At 73.3% G+C, this 21728-nt stretch carries 22 protein-coding genes; 7 read left to right on the forward strand and 15 right to left on the reverse strand.

Annotated elements, in window-relative coordinates:
* Nucleotides 1-91 precede the first annotated feature (91 nt).
* Entirely contained in the window at nucleotides 92-2266 is a 2175-nt protein-coding gene (locus tag AB0F77_RS40485) for a helix-turn-helix transcriptional regulator (protein WP_361958910.1), read from the reverse strand.
* Nucleotides 2267-2536: 270 nt separating this feature from the next.
* Here AB0F77_RS40485 and tgmA point away from each other — a divergent pair, with 270 nt between their 5' ends.
* Nucleotides 2537-2728: a putative ATP-grasp-modified RiPP gene (tgmA, locus tag AB0F77_RS40490; RefSeq protein ID WP_361958913.1), complete on the forward strand. Its 192-nt coding sequence runs from the start codon at nucleotides 2537-2539 to the stop codon at nucleotides 2726-2728.
* Nucleotides 2729-2741: 13 nt separating this feature from the next.
* On the forward strand, nucleotides 2742-3725 hold the full coding sequence (gene tgmB / locus AB0F77_RS40495; protein WP_361958916.1) for an ATP-grasp ribosomal peptide maturase: 984 nt from the start codon (nucleotides 2742-2744) through the stop codon (nucleotides 3723-3725).
* Between the two features lie 13 nt (nucleotides 3726-3738).
* Here the strand turns inward: tgmB and AB0F77_RS40500 are convergent, their stop codons facing one another.
* The 3 genes from AB0F77_RS40500 to AB0F77_RS40510 all read right to left on the reverse strand — a co-directional run bounded on the left by AB0F77_RS40500 (nucleotide 3739) and on the right by AB0F77_RS40510 (nucleotide 6563).
* Complete coding sequence (locus AB0F77_RS40500; RefSeq protein ID WP_361958919.1) at nucleotides 3739-3987, reverse strand: hypothetical protein; 249 nt, start codon at nucleotides 3985-3987, stop codon at nucleotides 3739-3741.
* Nucleotides 3988-4134: 147 nt separating this feature from the next.
* Complete coding sequence (locus AB0F77_RS40505) at nucleotides 4135-5904, reverse strand: ABC transporter ATP-binding protein (RefSeq protein WP_361958922.1); 1770 nt, start codon at nucleotides 5902-5904, stop codon at nucleotides 4135-4137.
* A gap of 182 nt (nucleotides 5905-6086) precedes the next feature.
* A complete protein-coding gene (locus tag AB0F77_RS40510; RefSeq protein WP_361958925.1) occupies nucleotides 6087-6563 on the reverse strand; it encodes a hypothetical protein in 477 nt (158 codons plus the stop codon).
* A 260-nt stretch (nucleotides 6564-6823) separates the two neighbouring features.
* Here AB0F77_RS40510 and AB0F77_RS40515 point away from each other — a divergent pair, with 260 nt between their 5' ends.
* Nucleotides 6824-7054: a DUF397 domain-containing protein gene (locus tag AB0F77_RS40515; protein ID WP_361958928.1), complete on the forward strand. Its 231-nt coding sequence runs from the start codon at nucleotides 6824-6826 to the stop codon at nucleotides 7052-7054.
* 135 nt (nucleotides 7055-7189) lie between these two features.
* Nucleotides 7190-8110, forward strand: coding sequence for a helix-turn-helix transcriptional regulator (locus tag AB0F77_RS40520; protein WP_361958931.1), 921 nt, complete (start codon nucleotides 7190-7192; stop codon nucleotides 8108-8110).
* 121 nt (nucleotides 8111-8231) lie between these two features.
* Here the strand turns inward: AB0F77_RS40520 and AB0F77_RS40525 are convergent, their stop codons facing one another.
* Nucleotides 8232-9050 (reverse strand): SAM-dependent methyltransferase, encoded by an 819-nt coding sequence (locus AB0F77_RS40525; protein ID WP_361958934.1) that lies wholly within the window; start codon nucleotides 9048-9050, stop codon nucleotides 8232-8234.
* Nucleotides 9051-9213: 163 nt separating this feature from the next.
* On the opposite strand from AB0F77_RS40525, the gene AB0F77_RS40530 reads away from it, so the two are divergent.
* Entirely contained in the window at nucleotides 9214-10092 is an 879-nt protein-coding gene (locus tag AB0F77_RS40530; protein WP_361958936.1) for a Gfo/Idh/MocA family oxidoreductase, read from the forward strand.
* 45 nt (nucleotides 10093-10137) lie between these two features.
* Here AB0F77_RS40530 and AB0F77_RS40535 read toward each other — a convergent pair whose 3' ends face one another.
* Both AB0F77_RS40535 and AB0F77_RS40540 read right to left on the reverse strand, forming a co-directional pair.
* Nucleotides 10138-10500 carry a hypothetical protein gene (locus tag AB0F77_RS40535; protein ID WP_361958995.1) on the reverse strand — a complete coding sequence of 121 codons (363 nt, stop codon included), beginning with the start codon at nucleotides 10498-10500 and terminating at the stop codon, nucleotides 10138-10140.
* Nucleotides 10501-10542: 42 nt separating this feature from the next.
* A complete protein-coding gene (locus AB0F77_RS40540; protein ID WP_361958939.1) occupies nucleotides 10543-11451 on the reverse strand; it encodes a GNAT family N-acetyltransferase in 909 nt (302 codons plus the stop codon).
* 262 nt (nucleotides 11452-11713) lie between these two features.
* Between AB0F77_RS40540 and AB0F77_RS40545 the strand changes: the two genes are divergently transcribed.
* Nucleotides 11714-12820, forward strand: coding sequence for a PP2C family protein-serine/threonine phosphatase (locus AB0F77_RS40545; RefSeq protein ID WP_361958942.1), 1107 nt, complete (start codon nucleotides 11714-11716; stop codon nucleotides 12818-12820).
* 27 nt (nucleotides 12821-12847) lie between these two features.
* On the opposite strand, the gene AB0F77_RS40550 is transcribed toward AB0F77_RS40545, so the two are convergent.
* The gene (locus tag AB0F77_RS40550; RefSeq protein WP_361958945.1) at nucleotides 12848-13288 is read right to left on the reverse strand and encodes an Lrp/AsnC family transcriptional regulator; all 441 of its coding nucleotides are present in this window, start codon (nucleotides 13286-13288) and stop codon (nucleotides 12848-12850) included.
* 53 nt (nucleotides 13289-13341) lie between these two features.
* The gene (locus AB0F77_RS40555) at nucleotides 13342-14691 is read right to left on the reverse strand and encodes a transaminase (RefSeq protein WP_361958948.1); all 1350 of its coding nucleotides are present in this window, start codon (nucleotides 14689-14691) and stop codon (nucleotides 13342-13344) included.
* 334 nt (nucleotides 14692-15025) lie between these two features.
* Here AB0F77_RS40555 and AB0F77_RS40560 point away from each other — a divergent pair, with 334 nt between their 5' ends.
* Nucleotides 15026-15484 carry a hypothetical protein gene (locus AB0F77_RS40560; RefSeq protein ID WP_361958951.1) on the forward strand — a complete coding sequence of 153 codons (459 nt, stop codon included), beginning with the start codon at nucleotides 15026-15028 and terminating at the stop codon, nucleotides 15482-15484.
* A gap of 45 nt (nucleotides 15485-15529) precedes the next feature.
* Here AB0F77_RS40560 and hypE read toward each other — a convergent pair whose 3' ends face one another.
* From hypE to AB0F77_RS40590, 6 genes are read right to left on the reverse strand one after another with little or no spacing between them, the layout of a single operon-like run.
* Complete coding sequence (gene hypE / locus AB0F77_RS40565; protein WP_361958954.1) at nucleotides 15530-16597, reverse strand: hydrogenase expression/formation protein HypE; 1068 nt, start codon at nucleotides 16595-16597, stop codon at nucleotides 15530-15532.
* Complete coding sequence (gene hypD, locus AB0F77_RS40570) at nucleotides 16590-17714, reverse strand: hydrogenase formation protein HypD (protein ID WP_361958957.1); 1125 nt, start codon at nucleotides 17712-17714, stop codon at nucleotides 16590-16592. The genes hypE and hypD overlap by 8 nt, the downstream gene beginning before the upstream one ends.
* Nucleotides 17711-18013: a HypC/HybG/HupF family hydrogenase formation chaperone gene (locus tag AB0F77_RS40575; protein ID WP_361958960.1), complete on the reverse strand. Its 303-nt coding sequence runs from the start codon at nucleotides 18011-18013 to the stop codon at nucleotides 17711-17713. The genes hypD and AB0F77_RS40575 overlap by 4 nt, the downstream gene beginning before the upstream one ends.
* Before the next feature lie 36 nt (nucleotides 18014-18049).
* Entirely contained in the window at nucleotides 18050-20395 is a 2346-nt protein-coding gene (hypF, locus tag AB0F77_RS40580) for a carbamoyltransferase HypF (RefSeq protein WP_361958998.1), read from the reverse strand.
* Between the two features lie 59 nt (nucleotides 20396-20454).
* The gene (gene hypB, locus AB0F77_RS40585; RefSeq protein WP_361958963.1) at nucleotides 20455-21207 is read right to left on the reverse strand and encodes a hydrogenase nickel incorporation protein HypB; all 753 of its coding nucleotides are present in this window, start codon (nucleotides 21205-21207) and stop codon (nucleotides 20455-20457) included.
* Nucleotides 21208-21210: 3 nt separating this feature from the next.
* Nucleotides 21211-21606 carry a hydrogenase maturation nickel metallochaperone HypA gene (locus tag AB0F77_RS40590; RefSeq protein WP_361958966.1) on the reverse strand — a complete coding sequence of 132 codons (396 nt, stop codon included), beginning with the start codon at nucleotides 21604-21606 and terminating at the stop codon, nucleotides 21211-21213.
* Nucleotides 21607-21728 lie beyond the last annotated feature (122 nt).

Consider the following 21728-nt stretch of genomic DNA (forward strand, 5'->3'; position numbering starts at 1 on the left):
GTGCGGTGAAGATTCGACACCTCCACCACACACGGAGGCCTTCGCCATGATCAAGCCCGGCCAGCGTTAACAACGCTCGTGATCAATACACCTAGGCGCCCTCGTCCGGGGTGTTGAGCCGGCCGGACTTGATGTAGCGGGCGAGGTTTAGGTGGTCGCCGTGCTGCTCGCGCAGCCCCTCCGCCCACAGGACGCTCTGGGTGCCCTCGTGCTTGACCATGCCGGGGCTGACGCCGATGCGGAAGCCGCCCGGGAGTGGCTTGCCGTCCCGGTGGGGCAGGAAGTCGAGCGGGGACGGCCCGTCGGAGGCGTACACCGCGCAGTCGGACAGCACCGCCACCGGGTACTGCCCGGTGGCCCGCGCGGTGGTGAGCATCTTGCGGTGCATGTTGACGCGGGCCTTGGCGATGACGGCGGCGCGGATGTCGGGCCGCCAGGTGGGCCGCTCCAGCGCCGGCCAGCGCTCCCCCGGCCGCCAGCCGGTGCGGGCCCGCTCGCGCAGCTTGCCGATGCCGCCCTTGACGGTGGCCTTGACCGCGGCGAGCACCAGCGCGAGTTGCGGGTCGCGGTCCCGGTGCCCCTCCATCGCGGCGAGGAACTCCTCGGGCGTGGTGCCGGTGGTGACGCCGAGGTCGGCCATGGTGGCGATGTAGGCGTCCCGCAGCCGCGTGTACCAGGCGTCCAGGTAGGGGCCGTTGTCGGGGCGGACGTACGCCTCCGTCGGCTGGACCTCGTGGCCGAGTTCGACCGCGTACGCCACCGTCGGCGTCGCGTACCAGGCGGGGCCGAGGGGCGGGTCGCCGTCGGGGGTGAAGGGGCTCGGCAGCCGCAGGTCGAGCCGGACGTGGGAGAGGTCGACGAGCCAGGAGCCCGGCAGGGAGGCGTCGAAGGCGGGACGGTGACGGTGCACGGGGGCGCCGAGGCCGACGACGGTGCGGTTCGCGGCCGCCGCGAAGGCCATGTTGACGTCGATGCCGACGAGCCAGGGCTTCATGCACTCCTCGTCGCTCATCGGCCGGGCCCAGTCGTACGCCTCCTCACGCAGCACCTCGTCCGGGGTGCGCTGGTGGAAGCGGGGCAGATGGGCGAGGAGCGGATGGCCGTCGGGGGCCTCGCAGGGGGCGCAGTCCACGGCCCGCGCGAGGGCGCCTGGGTTGGGGGCGGACACCCAGGTGCCGTCGTCGTCCTTGACCGCGCGGGTCGGCGGGTGCAGCGCGGTCATCAGCTCCAGGCCGGTGACGGCGGTGGAGCCGCGCGGGGTGAGGACGCGGGTGGCGTAGGTGCCGAGGACGCGGGCCAGTTCCTCCGGGGGCAGCTCGGCGGCGTCGCCCCAGTGCCGGGTGTCCAGGGCGTGCCAGGAGGGGACGCACAGCTGCACACAGGCGCGCTGGGAGCCCTGTGCCGGGCGGTAGATGCGGGCCCAGGGGCCGAACCCGCGTCTGGTGAGCCGCCATTCGGCCTTCTTGAGCTGCCGGACGACCTTGTGCGCGTCGGGGATGCGGCCCGCGAGCCGTTCCTCGTCGCTGAGGCGCGCGGGCAGTCCGTAGCGCTCGCACGCGGCCTCGGTCAGCACGATCAGGGGGTCGGCGTCCCTGCCCGACCGGTGCAGCCGCTCCTGCCCGAGCCGCGCCTCCCCGAGGGTCCACTCGACCAGTGCGGGCAGGGACTTGGCCGGCACGTCCAGTACGAGCCCGTCGACGCAGTACGCGCTGACCTCGCCGCCGGAGGCGTCCACCACGGCGAGGGGCCCGTGCGCGAACCTCGGGTCACCACCGCGCTCCGCCTTCGCGGCCCCCTTGCGGGCCCCGGCGGCGGGGCGCGCGCCCCGGGCCTGCGCGCTGCCGCGGGCGGCCGACGCCCCGCCCGTCGAGGGCGCGGCGGACGCGGGCCCGTCGTCGGACTCCGGGGCCACGGTGGGTGCGGGTGCCTCGTCGGTGGGCGGCGGCGTGTCCGAGGGGGTCCGGGCGGCGGGGGCCGCACCCCGCGCGGGGGGCCGTTCCGCCGGTGCCGGGTAGCGTTCGCCGAGGCCCTGGAGGAGCCTGCGGTACGCCTCCAGGCGTTCGCCCTTGGGTTCCGCGCGGCCCGCCTCCCACGCCTGGATGCTGGGCACCCGGACGCCCAGGGCCTGGGCGACGGCGGCCTGTGTCAGGCCCGCCGCCTCACGCAGCCGGACCCGCTCGGGCGGCGCGGGCAGCACCGTACCGCCGTCGACCGCGGCGAGCAGCGAGTCGACCGCCGCGAACATTCCGTCGGGCTGGTCCGTCATTTCCACAACCGTCTTTCTACCGGACGCCCTGTCGCATCTCCTCCGGCCGGTCGAGTTGATGGCGCAGTCCGTCGAAGAGGCGCAATGCGGCACCCACGTCGTCGGGGCCCGCGTCCCGGGAGTCATGTGCCACGGACACATGTTATCCGGGCCCCGCAACTGAACAACGCTTTGTCGTTTCCTTAATTCGGACTGAGATTACGGAGAGTAAGGAAACCAACCACGCGTTCGAATCGTATAAGTGCATGGAAGCCGATACAGGGAGAGGCCATGCAACCGTTCACGCTCAACTACGCGCGCCCGGCTGCGCCGTTGGAAGTCAGCACTCCGTACATGTACGACTCCGGTTTGCAGTTGAACGTACTCCCCGACGGACGGATCGCCGCCACCGACCACGCCACCCTCAGAGTCCTGGGCACCACGACCTCCACCGCGGGCTCCAAGACGCACTTCGACGACTGACCGCGGACCTCCGATGACCGTGCTCATCCTGACCAGCGAAGAGGACGTGACGGCGGACATGGTCGTCCTGCGCCTGCACGAGGCGGGCGTGCCCGTCGTCCGTCTCGACCCCGCCGATCTCACCAACGGGGTCGCCCTGTCGGTGGAGTACGTGCAGGGTGCCGGCCGCGGGCACCTGTCCGTCGCCGGCCGGCTGGTGAGCATGAACGGCCTGCGCTCCATCTGGGTGCGCAGGCCCGGCACCGCCGCCTCCCGCGCGGCCGAGCCGTCGGACTGGCTGACGGAGGAGTCCTCGCAGGCGCTGTACGGCATGCTGCGCAGCACCGACGCGCGCTGGATGAACCATCCGGACGCGGCCCTGCGCGCCCGCCACAAGCCCTGGCAGCTCCGGCTCGCCCAGCTCAGCGGGCTGCCGGTGCCCGCGACGCTGATCACGACCTTTCCCCAGGCGGCCCGGGACTTCGCGGAGCGCTTCCCCGACCTGGTCGTCAAGCCCGTCTCCGGCGCCCACCCCCAGGAGCCGCCGCGCACGGTGCCGACCAGCCGGGTGGCCCCGGACGCCGACTTCTCGGCCGTCGCGTTCGGCCCGACCCTGTTGCAGCGGCGGGTGGCCAAGCGGGCCGACATCCGGCTGACGGCGGTGGGCGACCGGCTGCTGGCCGCCCGCAAGGCCGTCGCCGCCGACGCGGACCCCGACGACGTCGACGTCCGTTTCGCGCCCTCCACGTCCCCCTGGCTCCCCGTGGAGGCACCCGCACGGGTCGAGGCGGCCGTCCGCGCGTATCTGCGCAGCGCCCGACTCGCCTACGGGGCCTTCGACTTCGCCGAGGACGCGGACGGCATCTGGTGGTTCCTGGAGTGCAACCAGTCGGGGCAGTTCGGGTTCGTCGAGATGGACACCGGCCAGCCGATCGCCCGCAGCATCGCCGAGTGGCTGGCGGGCGGACCGGAGGGGACGTACGCACCCGTGGGCGACGTCCGGCGGCCGGCGCCCTGACCGGCGCCGGGCGTCAGATGCCGCCCTGGCCCGGCAGCCCGCGCACGCGCTGCCACTCGGGCGTCTGACCGGCCGGCGGGGGCACGGGGGCGGCGGGAACACCGGAGACGCCGGGGACACCGGGTCCGCGGCCCAGGGTCCGCAGTGGCATCATGACCATCTCCACCTCCCGCAGCAGTCGGTCGGCCTCTCTGCGGACACCTGCGGGTATGTCGCCGCGCTCCGCGACGAGCCGGTCGTAGATGGGTGAGTCCTGGAACACTCGACAAGGCGCCTTTCCTACAACGGTCCATGAGCATGAACACGTTTGACGAGTGTAAGGATCAATGCCGCGCCGGGTGGAGATTCCCCCATTGAACTTGACATCGGCCCATCGGCGTTGGTCTCGCCGCGTTCGCCCGACTCCGTTTCAGGCGGCCTGTCCGCGGTGCAGGGCCGCGTACGCGCCGCCCCTGCGCAGGAGTTCGTCGTGGGTGCCGATCTCCCGGATCGCCCCGTCCTCCAGCACCACGATCCGGTCCGCGCCGCGCACGGTGGACAGCCGGTGGGCGACCACGAAGGTGGTGCGGCCGCGCAGCAGCCGGGCGAGGGCCTGTTGGACCAGGGCCTCGGAGTGGGTGTCGAGCGCGGAGGTTGCCTCGTCGAGGACCAGGACCCTCGGGTCCCTGATGAGGGCGCGGGCGATGGCGAGCCGCTGGCGCTGGCCGCCGGAGAGCCGGGCCCCGCGCTCGCCGACCAGGGTGTCGAGGCCGCGCGGCAACCGGTCGACGAACTCCAGGGCGTTGGCGTCGCGCAGAGCCGCCCGCACCGTCTCCTCGCCGGCCTCGTCCATGCCGTAGGCGACGTTCTCGCGGACCGTCCCCTCGAAGAGGATGGACTCCTGCGGGACGACCGAGACGAACCTGCGGTACGTGCGCAGGTCGAGGTCCGCCATGTCCTGTCCGTCGAGCAGCAGCCGGCCCGCGGTCGGGCGGATGAAGCCGATGACGAGGTTGAGGACGGTGGACTTGCCGGCGCCGGACGGGCCGACGAGGGCGATCGTCTCGCCGGGCGCGACGGCGAGGTCGAAGTCCCGTACGGCGGGCCGCCCTCCGTCCTCGTAGACGTGGCCGACCCCGTGGAAGGCGACCGCGCCCCGGACCGCGTCGACCTTCCTCCTGCCCTCGTTGTCCTCCAGTTCGGGCGCCTGGAGCACCTCGCCGACCGACCGCACCGATTCGAGTCCCCGGGTGATGACGGGTGCCAGACTCGCCAGCGTCGTCGTCGAGTTGGTGAGGGTGGTCAGGAAGGCGCTCAGCATGACCACGTCGCCGGCGGTGACGCCCCAGACGCCGTAGTACGACACGAGGGCCGCGCAGGCCAGGACGAGCACGCCGACCACGTTGAGGACGACCCAGGCCAGCGAGCCGAAGCGGCCGTTGAGCAGGTCGAGCCGCAGCCCGGAGGTGAGCAGCCGGCTCAGGGTGCCGTCCATGCGGCGCAGGGCCTTGGTCTCCAGGCCGTGGGCGCGGGTGACGGGGATGAGGCGGGTCATCTCGGTCACCCGGCTGGAAAGGGCCTCCACCTCGTGGCGGAAGTGCTCGTTGTGGGTGCGCAGCCGGGCCCTGAGCCGGGCGACGAGCAGCGCGGCGACGGGGACGACGACCACGAAGACGGGCACGAACTCAGGGGTGCGCACGGCGATGATGACCAGTCCGCCGACGAGCACGGTGAGCGCGCCCAGCCCCTGTTCGGCCGTCTGCTGCACCATCTGCTCCACGGTCTCGACGTCGCGCACGACCTTGGCCTGGAGCACGCCGGCGCTGACCCGGGAGTGGTAGCCGATGGAGAGCTGCTGCATCCGGGTGCACAGCGCGGAGCGCAGGGCGGTGCCCATGCGGCGGACGCTGCCGTAGAGCAGCCGGACGTAGAGGACGTGCAGCGGGTAGTTGAGGAGCAGGATCACCAGGATGACGCCGGTGCTCGTCCACAGCCGGACGACCGGCTGGTGCTGGACGACGGTGTCGATGATGGACGCGGTGATCAGCGGCAGCAGCCAGATGGGGCTGTGCTTGACGGTGAAGACGGCCGCGGCGGCGGCGAGCCGGGCGCGGTCGGCGTGCAGCAGATAGGCGAGTGTGCGCACCGGGTGCTCGTCCCGGTAGCGGTGGTCGAGCGGTTTCTCCGATGACGAGGCCATCGACGGGTGTCCCTCCCCAGTGACCGGACGGCGGGCAAGCGCTGACTACCCACCTGGAGCGGCACTACGTCGTTCTCCACGTCGTTCCGTGTTCCGCGCGGTTCCGCGCGCGCGAAGGCCGGGCCGGCTCGGTCCCCCCTCCGAGCCGGCTCCGGCTCCCCCCTCCCCCCGAGTGGGGTCCGCTACTCGCCCAGGGCGCGGGCGAGTTGCCTGGTGGCCCTGGCGATCTCGGGGTTCTCCCCCGTCGCCAGGTGGTGGATGAGACCGCGCCGGGAGCGCACGGCCTCACGTGCCTTGCGCTCCCACACCACGTGGTTCTCGCGGTGGTTGAGCAGCTTGGGGTAGACGGCGGCGGTGTCCTCCCACTGCCGTGCCGCGGCGATGCTGCCGAGCAGTTCGATGACCTGCGCGCGGCAGGTGACCGTGGGCAGTTGGGCCAGTTCCCACAGGAAGGGGACGGTGGCGGCCGTGGCCTGCTCGACGACGAAGCCGTACTGGCAGATGCGCCCGCGGAGTTGGACGACCGCGTCGGCGGCCGCCTCCCCTGCGCCCCAGGCGATCGTGTGGAGGAGCAGCGGGATGGCCTCGGCGGAGCCCGTGGAGTCCTTGATCGCGTGCCAGGACACGTCGCCCACGGTGGACAGCGGCTGGGCTCCCACCGCTGTGAACGGCGCGGCGTGGTCGCGGCGTTGTGGGCCGGAAGGGTTCGTGCGGTGCGCAGGCGATGACACGACATCTCCCCGAATCGACGTCAGGTCCCGACGCCAGCAACTGGGTTGACGTCACGGCTATTATCCACGCCGAGACCGCCTCCGTGCAATTGCACGGGAAATTGCGCGGAATCTGGGTAGGCAACAGTACGGCCCCGCATGAGGCGGCGTCGCAGCAAGCGGGACGTGAACACGCAAGGAGGTTCGTGATGTCGCCAGTGCCGAACGGAGTGCGGGCCAGCTCGCTGGACGCCCGATGGATCAAGAGCAGGCGCAGCAACGCCGAGGGCAACTGCGTCGAGGTCGCCACCCTGGTCGACGGGGCCATAGCCGTGCGCAACTCCCGTGACCCCGACGGCCCCGCGCTGGTCTACACGCCCGCCGAGGTGGCGGCGTTCGTGGCCGGGGCGAAGGACGGTGAGTTCGACCACCTCCTGTAGCACCGGCACCCCTCCGGCACGGCCCGCCCGCACCCCCTCAGGCGTCCCAACAGCCCTTCTCCGGCAAGGACATGGGCCGACGAGGGGGTGTGCGATAACCTGGGGCCCGATACCACCGGTCCGCTGGGAGTCAGGATGTCAGCCGAGTCACCTCGTGTCTCCCGTCTTGAACCCTATCTGGACCGCGCCGAGCCCGCGCCGACTCTGCTGAAGATGTTGGTCGGCGTGCAGCTGGCCGGTTTCCGCGAGGACGCGGGCCTCGCCCAGGACCAGGCGGCCCGCTCGCTCGGATTCAGCGCGGCGAAGCTCTCGCGGATCGAGTCGGGCAAGAGCCGCAGGCCCCCGACCGAAGCCGATGTGCAGGCCCTGCTGAACCTCTACGGCACGGACGAGTACGAGGCGTCGGTCCTGCTGAAGCTGTTGAAACGGGCCGGTGAACCGGGCTGGTGGCAGCGGTACGACAAGCGGCTGATGCCGGAGTGGTTCGACCGGCTGGTCGGCCTCCAGGAGGCCGCCGCAGCCATCCGCACGTTCGAGATCCAGTACGTTCCCGGCCTGCTCCAGACCCCCGCGTACACACGTGCCGTGGTCACGCGCGGACTGCCGACGGCGCCCGAGAACGAGGTCCGCAGGCGGGTCGAACTGCGCACGCGGCGGGCCGAGTTGCTGCGCCGGCCCGACGCTCCCCAGCTGTGGGCGATCATCGACGAGTCGGTGCTGCTGCGTGTCCTGGGCGGCCCGGACGTGATGCGCGAGCAGCTGGAGCACCTGCTGGACATGGCGCAGCGCCCGCACGTCACGCTTCAGGTCGTGCCCCTCGACGTGACGAACGCGTCGGCACCCGCGATACCCGTCACCTATCTGCGCTTCGGCGGGCTCGACCTGCCCGACGTGGTCTATCTGGAGCACATCCGCAGCGCCAACTTCCTGGAGGACCGGGACGAGACCGAGGAGTACCGGGTCGCCCTGGACCGGCTGGCCGACGAGGCGCTCCAGCCTCGGCAGTCGGTCGAGCTGCTGGGCCGGATCATCGCGGAGCGCTACCCGGTGAAGTGACCCGCACGGCGCGGAGACGTGCGAGGAGGGGCGGGCCACAGGTGATGCGGCCCGCCCCTCCTCGTCGCCCAGGCGCAGTGTCCGGTGTCCCGCCGCCCCCCGTGTCGTCCGCCCGGCCGTCCTAGACGACGCGGCCCACGCCGCCGAACTCGATCCACTCGTGGGTGAGCTGCCGGGGCGCCACCTCGGTGTCCGGGCGCCAGGTCGACACCTCGACAAGGCCCGGTTCCAGGATCTCCAGCCCCTCGAACAGCTCGGCGACGTCCTTCTGCTGCCGGACCCGGCCCCAGTTGCCCTGCGTGGCCTGGTCCATGAAGTCGGTGACGAACTTGCGGACCTCGGCGTCCTCGCTCACCAGCTGGCACATCACCAGGTAGCTGCCGGGCACCAGCCGCGCGGCCACCCGGCGGGCCAGCGCGAGCGGGCCGTCGGTGTCGCTGTCCGGGATGCAGTGCATGACCGAGTTGAACAGCACCGCCACCGGCTGCGAGAAGTCGATCAGCCGCTGGGTGTCGGGGTGGGAGAAGATGCCGTCGGTGTCCCGCATGTCGGCGTGGATGACCGAGGTGCGCTCGTCCTGCTCCAGCAGCGCCCGGCCGTGGACCAGGACCATCGGGTCGTTGTCCACGTAGACCACGTGGGCGGTGGGGTCGATGCGCTGGGCGACCTGGTGCACGTTGTTCTGCGTGGGCAGACCGGATCCGTGGTCCAGGAACTGGCGTATGCCGTACTCCTGGCTCAGGGTGGCGACCACACGCTGGAGGAACCGGCGGTTGTTGATCGCGAGGCGCCGGGTGCTGGGAACGACCTTGTCCAGCTCCTCGACCGCCGCCCGGTCCGCCGCGTAGTTGTCCTTGCCGCCCAGGTAGAAGTCGTACATGCGCGCGGCCGTCGGCACGGTGGCGTCGATCTCCTTGGACGGCTGCTTTCCGGTGTGCATCGCTCTCCCGCTGTGGACCAACTGGCCGGTATCAACAGGGGGTACATGCTAGTGACTCAGCACACATCCCGGTAAGCCCATGAGTGGACGATGTGTGAAAGCCTCTCCGACGACCGGCTTTCCCTGCCGGTCGTCTGATCAGGCACCTCGGAAAGGCAGCGCCATGCGCATCGGACTGCTCGGCACCGGCCCTTGGGCACAGATGGTCCACGCACCCGCCCTCGCCGCTCACGCGGAGGTGGAGTTCACCGGAGTGTGGGGACGGCGGCCGGAGGCCGCCAAGGAACTGGCCGACCTGCACGGCACCCGCGCCTACGACGACGTCGACGCCCTGCTCGCGGACGTGGACGCGGTGGCCGTGGCGCTGCCGCCGGACGTGCAGGCCCCGCTCGCCGAGCGCGCCGCCCGCGCCGGCCGCCATCTGCTGCTGGACAAGCCGCTGGCCATGTCGGTCGAGCAGGGCCGGGCGGTCGTCGAGGCGACCCGGGAGTCCGGGGTCGCCTCGGTCGTCTTCTTCACCACCCGCTTCCAGCCCGAGGCGGACGCCTGGATCGCCGAGCAGGCCGGCCGGGGCGGCTGGTACACCGGCCGGGCCGAGTGGCTGGGCGCGGTGTTCACGACGGACAGCGTCTTCGGTGCCTCGCCCTGGCGGCAGGAGAAGGGCGGCCTGTGGGACGTCGGCCCGCACGCCCTGTCGGTGCTGCTGCCGGCGCTGGGCGACGTGCGCCGGGTGGCCGCCGCGGCCCACGGTCCCGCAGACACCGCGCACCTGGTCCTGGAGCACGCCGACGGCGCGTCGAGCACGCTCACGCTGAGCCTCACGGCGCCGGAGGCGGCGGCCGGGAACACGGTCGAGCTGCGCGGCACGGCTGGGGTGACCACCCTGCCGGAGGCCGCCGAGGGCGCCCTGCCCGCCTTCGGCCGGGCGGTCGACGCGCTGATCACGGCCGCCCGCACGGGTGAGCCGCACCCGTGCGACGCCGCCTTCGCGCTGCGGGTGACCGAGATCCTCTCCGCCGCCGAGGCCCTGCTGACCGACTGAGTCCCGGCACGCCGGAACACGGGACGGTGGACGGACCGGGGTCCCTCACGGACCGGGGTCCGTCCCGCCCGCCGGGGGCGCGTCCCGCTCGAAGGGCGCGTCGCTCCAGCGGAACCAGGCCCGCCCGCCCTCGATGTGCAGCAGGAACTCGGGGACGGGGCCGTCCGGCGAGACCAGCGACACCCGCCGCTGGATCTCGTCGTAGGTCCGCTCCCACTCCTCCCGGAGCGCCTCGTCGTCCTGCTCGGCCAGGGCGAGTTCCCTGGCGAACAGGTCCCGTACGGCGGCGAAGGCGGGGCCGGGCACGAACGCCCCGTGCAGCCAGGGGAAGTCGGAGTCGTCGACCCTGATGTCACCGACGGCTTCCCCGCCGCTGCGCACCCGCCACGTCTCGCCCTCGAAGCCCATACCGCCTCCGCCGTCCGCTTCCGTCACCGCCCGGTCAGCATGTCACCCGGCACTGACATCCGGCCGCGCCCGCAGATTGACCCGCTCCCGCACGACGGGGTAGCCGGCCCTGGCGAAGTGCGCGGCCATGGGGAAGTTCCCCTGGTCGGTGGCGGCGGCGATCACCTCGGCGCCGTACCCGACCAGCCGGTGGGTGCACTCGACGAGCAGGTCGTAGGCGTATCCGTGCCCGCGCTGTTCCGGCACCACCCCGATGAAGCCGACACACGGCCGCTGCGGGTTGTGGGCGGGGACGTGGATGCCCACGAACTCGCCGTCCGGCGTGTGCGCGACCTGCCACCACTCGCGGGGCGAGGGGCACCAGCGGAAGAAGTCGATCTCCTCCTGGGCGGCGAGCTCCACTCCCCCGGCCGCGACGGCGTCGCGGGCGTGCGCGTCCAGTGTGTCGGAGTGGATGCGGCGCAGGGCGTCGAAGAACACCTCGTCGTCGGGCTCGGGCCGGAACACGAGCCGTCCGGGCCGCTCGGGCAGCCCGCACCCGGGCGTCCAGAGGTAGTGGAAGCGCTCCACGAGCACGTCGTAGCCGGCCGCGCGGGCGGCCTCGACGCGGAGCCCGGCGGCGGCCCGCAGCGCCGGGTCGTCGCGCCAGCCGGTGGGCAGGTTCAGTTCCATGTCGCGGTGCGGCCAGGGCGCGGTGCGCAGCAGGGCGGCGCCCGCCTCCTGTTCGCCCTCGGCCACGTCGAACCAGTCGACGACCAGCGGTTCGCTGTCGTCCGGGCCGCCCCACCAGGCGGCGCGCGCCACCACCGTGCCGTCGCGCAGGGCGACACGCTTCCAGTCGGGGCGGTGCCGGGTCAGCCGGTGCGCCTCACGGGTGCGCAGCGGGTCGGGCAGGGTGTCGAAGAGCGTGACGGTGTTCTCGTCGAGCGTCTGGATGACCGGATCGGTCATGGATTCCTCCGGGATGCGTACGGTGTGGTGCGCTCCCGGTCGGATCAGGTGTGATCGGACGCGATCAGACCCGGTCGGAGATGGCACGCCCGGGGACGGGGAGGGAGCGCGGCATGGGTGTGACCTGCATGGCACTCGCCTCCTTCCGGTCGGGTCGGGCGTGTGTCGAGACAGTAGGGCGCCGCGCTCCCGCGCGTCCACCGGTTTTCCGCGCCGCGGCCGTACCGGGGCGACCTCCGGGTGCCGGGCGTACGGTGGGGCTGTGCGAACGGAGCGCGGCTCGCGGCCGCGCCGGTACCGGGACGAGCGTGGCTGGCTGCGGGGTGCGCCGCCGCCGCGGTGGGTGCGGGTGCTGCCCGTGGCCCTGCTCGGATGCATCGTCGCGGCCACGCTGATCAGCCCCGACGCGCTGGACATCGGCTTCCTGCTGGGCGCGATCCCGCCGCTGGCCGTCCTGTCGTACGGCCCGCTGGAGACCGCCGTCCTGGGCACGCTGGTGGTCGTGGTGCTGAACGTGCCGGCCACCCGGCTGAACCACCCGGGCAACACGGACCTGCTCACGATCGGCTTCGTGGCCGTACTGAGCGTGTTCGTCTCCTATGTACGCAGTCACCGGGACGCCCAGCTGGTCACGGAGCGGGCGGTCGCGCGGGTGGTGCAGCGGGCCGTGCTGCCGCCGCTGCCGGAGCGGGTCGGCCCGGTGGAGTGCGCGGGGCTGTACCGGGCGGCGCAGCGCGGGACGCTGGTCGGCGGGGACTTCTTCGACGTGCGCGAGGGGCCGCAGGGGGTGCTGGCGGTGATGGCCGACGTGCAGGGGCACGGGCTGTCGGCGGTGGCCACGGTGGTGTCGTTGCTCGGTTCCTTCCGGGAGGCGGTGCTCGACCAGCCGGACCTGGAGGCGGTGGCGGCCCGGATGGACCGCAGGCTGACGGTGGACTCGGCGGACGTCCGGCACGCCGAGCTGTTCGCGACGGCCGTGCTGATGGAGTTCTCCGCCGACGCCCGCTCGGTGCGGATCGTGGTGCGCGGGGCACCGGCGCCGGTGCTGCTGCACGCGGGGCGGGTCGCGGAGATCGGGGTGCCTGCGGGGGTGCCGCTGGGCCTCGGGGTGCCGGGGGTCGGTCCGCCGAAGGAGGTCACGGTGGCGCTGGAGCCGGGCGACCGGCTGTTCCTGGCCTCGGACGGGGTGTGGGAGGCCAGAAACCACGAGGGCGTGTTCTATCCGCTGCTCGACCGGCTCCCCCGGTTCGCCGGCGAGGATCCGGCGCGGCTGACCGAGCTGGTGTGGGCGGATCTGGTACGGCACGCGGGCACCGTCCGGGACGACGCCACGATGCTCGTCCTCAGGCCCGTGCCGCCGCCCGCCTGAGCCGGGCCGGTCCGGGGCCTTCCGGGGTCAGCCGACGTCCCAGAGGAAGCGGTGGGTGTGGATGCCGAAGTAGGGGAACGACTGGATGCGGTGCACGCCCTCGATCTGCCGGACGACGTCGTTGACGAAGTCGAGGAGGTCCTTGGGGCCGGGGGTGACGACCTCGGCGAACAGGTCGAAGCCGCCGGAGGTGAGCACCGAGTAGATCACCTCGGGGCGGTCGGCCAGGGCGTCGGCGACGGCCCGCGGGTCGCCGTCCACACCGATGCCGAGCAGGGCCATCGTCTGGCCGCCCATGGCCATCGGGTCGGTGACGCCGACGACCTGGACGGCCTTGGAGTCCAGCAGGCGCTGAAGGCGCTGCCGGGCGGCGGAGGCGGACAGACCGACCCTGGGTCCGAGGTCGGCGTACGCGATGCGTCCGTCGGTCTGGAGCTCGCGCAGGATGGCCCGGTCGATCTCGTCCACGTGTTGTTCCCTTCCCGCCTTCCGTCGGCCGGGGCCCACCCTAACGGCCGGTTTCAGCCGGTCAGTTCGGCGAGGGCCGCGGCGAAGACCTCGGTGTGGACGTCGACGTCGCGTTCGCTCGTGTCGGGGCACATGAGGGCCATGTTGTGGAACGGGGTGAGCAGGACGCCGCGGTTGGCGAGGTAGAGGTGGAGGAAGTCCTCCAGCTCGGTGTCGCCGGCCGCCGCGGACTCGGTGCCGGTGCGCGGGGCCGGGTCGGTGAAGCGGTACTCGGTGCGGGCGCCGAGGCGGCTGACGGACCAGGGCAGGGCGTGGGCCTCGATGCCGGCCCGGACCCCGGCCTCGAACCGTTCGGACAGCCCGGTCATGCGGGCGAACGCCTCGTCGGTGAGCACGTGTTCCAGCGTGGCCCGGGTCGCGGCGACCGACAGGGCGTTGCCCGCGAGGGTGCCGCCGACACCGCCCATGTCGACGAGGTCGAGGTCGGTGCGGGCCAGCAGCCGGTCGGCGAGGTCGGCGGACAGGCCGTAGGCGCCGGCCGGGATGCCGCCGCCGATGGCCTTGCCGATGGTCAGCACGTCGGGGTCCAGGTTCCAGGCGGCGGTGCAGCCGCCCGGTCCCGCGGAGAAGGTGTGCGTCTCGTCGTTGACGAGGAGCGTGCCGTGGCGGCGGGTCAGGGCGCGCACCCCGGCGAGGTAACCGGGTTCGGGCAGCACAATGCCGATGTTGGTGAGGGCGGGTTCCATGAGGACGGCGGCGACGTCGCCGTGGGCGAGTTCGCGCTCCAGTCCGTCCAGGTCGTTGAACTCGGCGACGCGGCTGGTGAGGGTGACGTCGCAGGGGGCGCCGACGTTGCCGGGGCGGGCGGTGCCGCGGCCGTCGGGGCCGGTGACGATCAGGGACTCGTCGACGCTGCCGTGGTAGCCGTAGCTGTACACGAGGATCTTGGGGCGGCCGGTGACGGCGCGGGCGAGCCGGATCGCCCAGCGGTTGGCGTCGGTCGCGGTGAGCGAGAAGCTCCAGCGGGCGAGGCCGAAGCGGCGGGTGAGTTCGGCGCCGACCCATTCGGCGTCCTCGGTGGGGAGCATCGCGGTGGCGCCGCCCTGTTCGGCGAGGCGCCGGTGCACGGCCTCGGTCACCGCGGCGGGCGAGTGGCCGGCCATGGCGCCGGTGTCACCGAGGCAGAAGTCGACGTACTCGTGTCCGTCGACGTCGGTGACCCGGGCCCCGCGGGCGCCGGCCAGATAGCGGGGGAAGGCGCCGGCGGTCTTGTTCATCCAGGTCATCGGCACCCGGCCGAAAAGGTGCTCGGCGCGGGCATATGCCGCTCTCGAACGGGGGTTCAGGCGTGCGGCCTCGTCGCCCTCGCGGGCCAGGAGGTGCTGGAGGCGGCTGCGGTCCATGACGTACCTCGGGCGGGAAGGCGACGGAATGGCGTCAGCCTACGCTCGGATGTGCGAAATCCTCAACCGCTTGCGAATGAATCGATTGTCGCTACGACCGATTCACGCGCCCGAGGCGGCCTCCACGCACGCTTCCGCCCAACCGGCCGCACACTGGCGGGCGTTCCCTCACGCCGGCCGCGAACGCCGGGCCAAGCCGGCCTTTCCACCCCATAGAAATATCTACAAGGATGCATATGCCGGGATGGTGTGCAGCCGTGTCGAAGCCGCACCGTGCGCCCGGCGGCTCCCCTTCCGGCGCCGTACCGCGGCGACAGACCGACCGGAGGATCACATGAGGAACGCGATGTGGATGCAGGGCGTGGAATGGCTGGCGGCCGCCGCCGCGGACCCCAGGACCTGCAAGCGCGACTGGGACCAGGGCGACGGCATCGCCCTGCTGGAGGCGGGCCGTTACTGGGACGTGGTCAGCGTCCCCGACGAACTGGGCCTGCTCACACTGGATCTGCTGTGGCGCTCGACGCTGCCCGTGCCGGGGCCCACGCTCGTGGACACCGGCTCCCACCGGGTCGGCTTCTTCCTGCCGCCCGATCCGGCGAGCCAGTGGATCGGCGCCGGGTTACGGCACGCGAGAACGGGGTCCTGGGTGGCGGTGCCCCCACCCTACAGACCGGCGGGCCTGCTGGAATGGCTCATCCCGCCGGACGGCACCGGCAAACTGCACGCCCCGCACACCCTGGAGCACGCCCTGCGGCAGGCGAACGGCACCCTGACCGTACTGCGCGAGGGGTGAACGGACCCCTGCCGCAAGGGAGTTCGGCGAACCGGCGGACGGTGTTCAGCAGATCCTGGGCAGTTGCTCACCGAGCGGCATGTCGACCACCCGCCGACCGCCGAAGCCGGTCCTGGCGACCACCGTTCCGGGGTGGTCGGCCACCGCCTCGCCGATGACCGCGGCCTGCGCGCCCAGCGGATGGGCGCGCATGGCGGCCAGGACGGCGTCGGCGTGCGGACGCGGCACGAACGCCACGAGCCTGCCCTCGTTGGCGACGTAGAAGGGGTCGAGCCCGAGCACCGCACAGGCGTTGGCCACTGCCTCCGGCACCGGGACGTCCCGTTCCGTGAGGACGACGCCGGTGCCGGAGGCGGCCGCGATCTCGTTGAGCGAGGCGGCCAGTCCCCCGCGCGTGGGATCGCGCAGCACGTGCAGGTCGGAGGTGACGGCGAGCATCGCCTCGACCAGCCCGCCGAGGGGCGCGCAGTCGCTGACGACCTCCACCCCGAACTCCAGTCCCTCGCGCACGCTCATGATGGCGACACCGTGCGCGCCCACGGGCCCGCTGACGATCACGACGTCGCCGGGCACGACCCGCTGCGGACGCAGGTCCACCCCGGCCGGGACGAGCCCGATGCCCGCGGTGTTGACGTAGATCCCGTCGCCGTGGCCGGACTCCACGACCTTGGTGTCGCCGGTGGCGATCTCGACCCCGGCCGCCCGCGCCGCCGCGCCCAGCGCCTCGGCGACCCGGGAGACGGTCTGCGTCTCCACGCCCTCCTCCAGGATGAACCCGCAGGAGAGGTAGGCGGCCCGGGCCCCGCTCATGGCGAGGTCGTTGACGGTGCCGTTGACGGCGAGGTCGCCGATGCTGCCGCCGGGGAAGAACAGCGGCCGTACGACGTAGGAGTCGGTGGAGAAGGCCAGCCTGGCCCCGCCGAGCGTCAGGACGGCGGAGTCGGTGGACGCGGCCAGCGCCGGGCCGCCGTAGGCGGGCGCGAAGACGTGCCGGACGAGTTCGGCGGAGAGCGCGCCCCCGCCGCCGTGGCCCATGACCACCCGCGGCTGGTCGCGCAGCGGGGCCGGGCAGGTCCAGCCGGTCAGGTCCAGGGTGCCGGTGGTGTCAGCCAACGGGGCTCGCCTCCCGGTTCGCCGGCGCGTTGTCCAGCCGCCGGTAGAGGTAGTACGCGGCGCAGGCGCCCTCGCTGGAGACCATGGTGGCGCCGAGCGGGGTGCGCGGGGTGCAGCGGGTGCCGAACGCCTCGCACTCGTAGGGCTTGAGCAGGCCCTGGAGGACCTCGCCGCTGCGGCACTCGGCGGGTTCGCGGGTGTCGATCCCCTCGACGGAGAACCTGAACTCGGCGTCGTGGTCCCGGTACGCGGGCGACAGCCGCCAGCCGCTGCCGGGGATCACGCCGATCCCCCGCCAGGCGCGGTCGGTCACCTCGAAGACGTCCTCCAGCATGGCCCGCGCGGCCGGGTTGCCCTCGGGGCGCACGGCCCGGGGATAGGCGTTGTCGACGGTGTGCTCCCCGCGCTCCAGTTGGTGCACGGCCCGCCGCACGCCCTCCAGGATGTCCAGGGGCTCGAAGCCGGTGACGACGATCGGCACACGGTGCCGCTCGGCCAGCTCGGGGTACTCGTCGACACCCATGACGGTGCAGACGTGGCCCGCGGCCAGGAAGCCCTGGACCCGGCAGCTCGGGGAACTCATGATCGCCTCGATGGCGGGCGGGACCCGCACATGGGACACCAGCATGCTGAAGTTGCGCACACCCAGCCTGCGGGCCTGGTGGACGGCCATCGCGTTGGGCGGGGCGGTCGTCTCGAACCCGATGCCGAAGAACACCACTTCGCGGTTCGGGTGGCGCTGGGCGATGCGCAGGGCGTCGAGCGGCGAGTAGACGACCCGTACGTCACCGCCCTCGCCGCGCACCTGGAACAGGTCACGTCCGCTGCCGGGCACCCGGAGCATGTCGCCGAACGAGCAGAAGATCACCCCGGGGCGGGCGGCGATCTCCAGGGCCTTGTCGATGACGTCCAGCGGGGTCACACACACCGGGCAGCCCGGACCGTGGATCAACTCGATCTGCTCCGGCAGCAGTTGGTCGATGCCGTGCCGGATGATGGAGTGCGTCTGGCCGCCGCAGACCTCCATCAGCGCCCAGGGCCTGGTCACCGTGGCCCGGATGTCGTCCAGGAGCCGGCGTGCCAGCTCGGGATCCTGGAACTCGTCGATGTACTTCACTTCGTCGCCCCCTCGCCCTCGAACGGCCCGGCCGCGCCCGCCGCGGCCTCCCAGGGATCGCCGAACTCCTCCTGGAGCATGCCGAGTTCGGCGAAGAGGTCGAGCGTCCTGCGGGCCGACTCCTCGTCGAGCCGCTGGAGGGCGAAACCGACGTGCACGATGGTGTACTCGCCGACCCGGAGGTCGGGCAGGTACTCCAGGCACACCTCCTTGACCACGCCGCCGAAGTCGACGGCGGCCACCCGGGTGCCGTCGCGTTCCTCGATCTCCAGCACTCTGCCGGGTACCGCCAGGCACATGGGCCTCTCCTCGCTGTGGGGTCCTACGTCGTCGGATCAGGGGGCCGGGGCGCCGGCCGGGACACGCGCGGCCACCATGAGCTGGCCGAGCGCGAGGCCGCCGTCGCCAGGCGGCACCCGGTGGTGGCGCAGCACGGTGAAGCCGTCCGCCTCCAGCAGGGCGGCGCAGGCCGAGGACAGCACCGTGTTCAGGAACACGCCGCCGGTCAGCGCGACCGTGCGCACCGCGTGCCGCTCCCGGACCGTCCCGCAGACACGGTGGACGAGCGCGGCCACGGCGCGGTGGAAACGGGCCGCGACCAACGCCGCGGGCGCGCCGGAGCGCAGGTCGCGGACGGCCTCGGCGAGGACGGGTGCCGGGTCCGCCAGCAGGGCCGGCCCCGCGGCGCGTACGGCGAACGTGTACGCGCCGGACGCGTCGGGGGCGGCGAGGGCGGCGGCCTCCAGCTCCACGGCGGCCTGCGCCTCGTACCCGGCGCGGTGGCACACACCGGCGAGGGAGGACACGGCGTCGAAGAGGCGGCCCATGCTGGACGTGGGCACGCAGTTGAGTCCGCGCTCCAACTGCCGTTCCAGGACGGCCCGTTCGTCCGGCGGGCAGGCCGCCGTGCACGGCAGGTCGGCCGACCGGTCGAGCCCGGCGGCGCGCAGGTGCGCGAGGGCCATGCGGTAGGGGCGGCGGACCGCCGCGTCGCCGCCGGGCAGCGGGACGGGGGCGAGGTGCGCGAGACGGGTGAAGCCGGTGTAGTCGGCGAGCAGGAACTCGCCGCCCCACACGGACCCGTCGTCGCCGTATCCGGTGCCGTCGAAGGCGACGCCGAGGACCGGCCGGCTGCCGTCCAGTCCGTGTTCGGCCATGGCGGCGGCGATGTGCGCGTGGTGGTGCTGGACGCGCACGACCTCCCGGCCTGCCGCGTGCCGCAGGGCCCAGCCGGCGGAGCGGTAGCCGGGGTGCCGGTCGGCGGCGAGCACGACGGGCCGTACGGGGGTGATGGCGCCGAGGTGGTCGACGGCCCGGTCGAAGGCGCGCTGGGTGGCGAGGTCGTCCATGTCGCCGATGTGCGCGGACAGCCAGGCCCGGTGGCCCTCGCCGAGGCAGAAGGTGTTCTTCAGGTCCCCGCCGACGGCGAGGGCCGGCCGCACCGGCACGGGGAGGTCGAGGGGCAGGGGTGCGTAGCCGCGGGCGCGGCGCACGATCAGGGGCCTGCCGTCGCAGACGCGGACGACGGAGTCGTCGCAGGGCACCTGGACGGGCCGGTCGTGGGTGAGCCAGGCGTCGGCGAGGTGCGCGAGACGGTCCAGGGCCTCCCGGTCGTCGGTGACGATGGGCTCGCCGGACACGTTCCCGCTGGTCATGACGAGCAGCCGGGGGCCCTCGGGATCGCCGGGCAGTCCGAGCAGCAGATGGTGCAGGGGGGTGTACGGCAGCATGACGCCGAGGTCGGGGCTGCCGGGCGCGACGGCGTCCGCCACCGCGCCCCGCCCGTGCCGCCGCAGCAGGACGACGGGGCGTGCGGGGCCGGTGAGCAGGGCGTGCTCCTCGGCGGTCGGCCGCACCAGGTCCCCGAGGTCGTCGAGGGAGCGCGCCATGAGGGCGAACGGCTTGTCGCCGCGGTTCTTGCGGCGCCGCAGCAGGCCGACGACGGCGGGGTTCGCGGCGTCGCAGGCGAGGTGGTAGCCGCCGAGGCCCTTCACGGCGAGGACGGCGCCGCGGGCGAGCAGTTCGCGCGCCCCGGCCACCGGGTCCCCGTGGTCGGCCTCCTCGTGGGTGCCGCCGCGGCGCACGAGCAGGCGCGGGCGGGGCCCGCAGGCCGGGCACGCGACGGGCTGGGCGTGGAAGCGGCGGTCCGCGGGGTCGGTGTACTCGCGGGCGCAGTCCGCGCAGAGCGGGAAGCCGGCCATCGTGGTCTGCGGGCGGTCGTAGGGCAGCGCGGTGACGATCGTGAACCGGGGCCCGCAGTGGGTGCAGTTGACGAAGGGGTGCCGGTGGCGGCGGTCGTGCGGGTCGGCGAGTTCGTCGAGGCAGGCGGCGCAGGTCGCGGTGTCCGGGGGGATCAGGGTGCGGACCGGTCCGTCCGCGCGGGAGGCGTCGATGGTGAACGCGGTGTCGCCGCGCACGGGGACGGGGGCGTGCTCCACGCCGTCCACCCGGGCCAGCGGCGGGGCCTCGGGCGCGAGCCGCGCGCAGAACCGCTCGACGTCGTCGGGGCGGCCCTCGACCTCCACGACCACGCCGTCCGCCGTGTTGGTGACGTACCCGGTGAGGTCCAGGGCGGTGGCGAGCTGGTGGACGTGGGGCCGGAAGCCCACGCCCTGCACCACGCCGCGCACGACGACCCGGCGGCGCCGCGCCGTCGGAAGGGCGGCGGCCCCGGCGGTCACGGCCGGGACTTCGGCGGTCAGGACCGGGCCCTCGGTCGTCGCGGTGGGGCCTTCGGTCGTCACGGCCGGGCGGGGGCCGCGGCGCCCTCGGGTGCCGCGTGGTCGTGTGCCGCGTGGTCGTGTGCCGGGCGGGCCATGACGGGGCGGTGCACGGGGGCGCCGTCCGCCGCGGCCAGTGCCCGGTCGAGCAGGGTGCCGAGTCCGCGCCGGGCGCGCACCGAGGTGAGCAGCACCTCCACGCCGGGGTTGACCTGTTCGACGTGGGCGCGGAAGGCGGCCTCGTCGAAGTCCACGGCCTCGGCGATGTCGGTCTTGGTGACGACGACCAGGTGGGCGAGGCCGAAGGCGGTGGGGTACTTCAGCGGTTTGTCCTCGCCCTCCGTGACGGAGGCCAGGACGACGCGCAGGGTCTCGCCGAGGTCGTAGGAGGCGGGGCAGACGAGGTTGCCGACGTTCTCCACGAACAGCAGCCGGGCCGCCCCGGGCAGCCAGCCGTCGAGATGGCCGGCGAGCATCCCGGCCTCCAGGTGGCACAGTCCGTCGGTGAGGACCTGCTTGACGGGGACGCCCGAACGGGCCAGCCGTGTCGCGTCGTTCTCGGTGGCGAGGTCGGCGGTGAGGGCGGCGACGGGCACGGATCGCTCGCGGGCCAGGGCGAGTTCGTGCTCCAGCAGGGCGGTCTTGCCGCTGCCGGGGCTGGACAGCAGGTTGACGACGGCGGTGCCACGGGCCGCCAGGGTCGCCCGCAGGGTGTGTGCGGCCTCGTCGTTCCTGGCGAGGACGGCCTGTTGCAGGTCCACGGCACGGCACATGGTTCAGCGCTCCTCGGCGATCGTCTCGCGGGCGGGCGCCGGTGGCGTCCCGTCCTCCCATTCGACTGCGGCGATGCGCAGTTCACGGCCCGTCAGCAGGGTGGTGGTGCCGCTGTCGCAGCGCGGGCAGAGGAGCCGGGGCGGCATGCCCACGGCCCACTCGTGTGCGCACGGGGCGCAGCGGGCGCGGCCCGGCACCGTGTCGGTGACGAGGGCGGCGCCCTCCAACAGGGTTCCGGCACTGGCCAGTTCGAAGGAGAAGGTCAGCGCGTCGGGGACGACGCCGGCCAGTTCGCCCACGTCGAGCCGGACGGTGCGGACGGCGGTGACGTCACCGGCCCGGACGGCGGCCTCCGCCACTTGGTCGACGACGGCCAGCGCGATGGACATCTCGTGCATGTTCCTCCGTCCGGCCGCCGGCGGCGGTGCGCGCACGGCCGCGTCCCGGCGGACGTTCGGCCGCGTCCCATTACAGGGGCGCGCTTGCCGGCCACCCTCCCGGCACGCCGCCGCGCCGGCCC

The sequence above is a fragment of the Streptomyces sp. NPDC026672 genome (genome assembly GCF_040638185.1).
Taxonomy (GTDB): domain Bacteria; phylum Actinomycetota; class Actinomycetes; order Streptomycetales; family Streptomycetaceae; genus Streptomyces.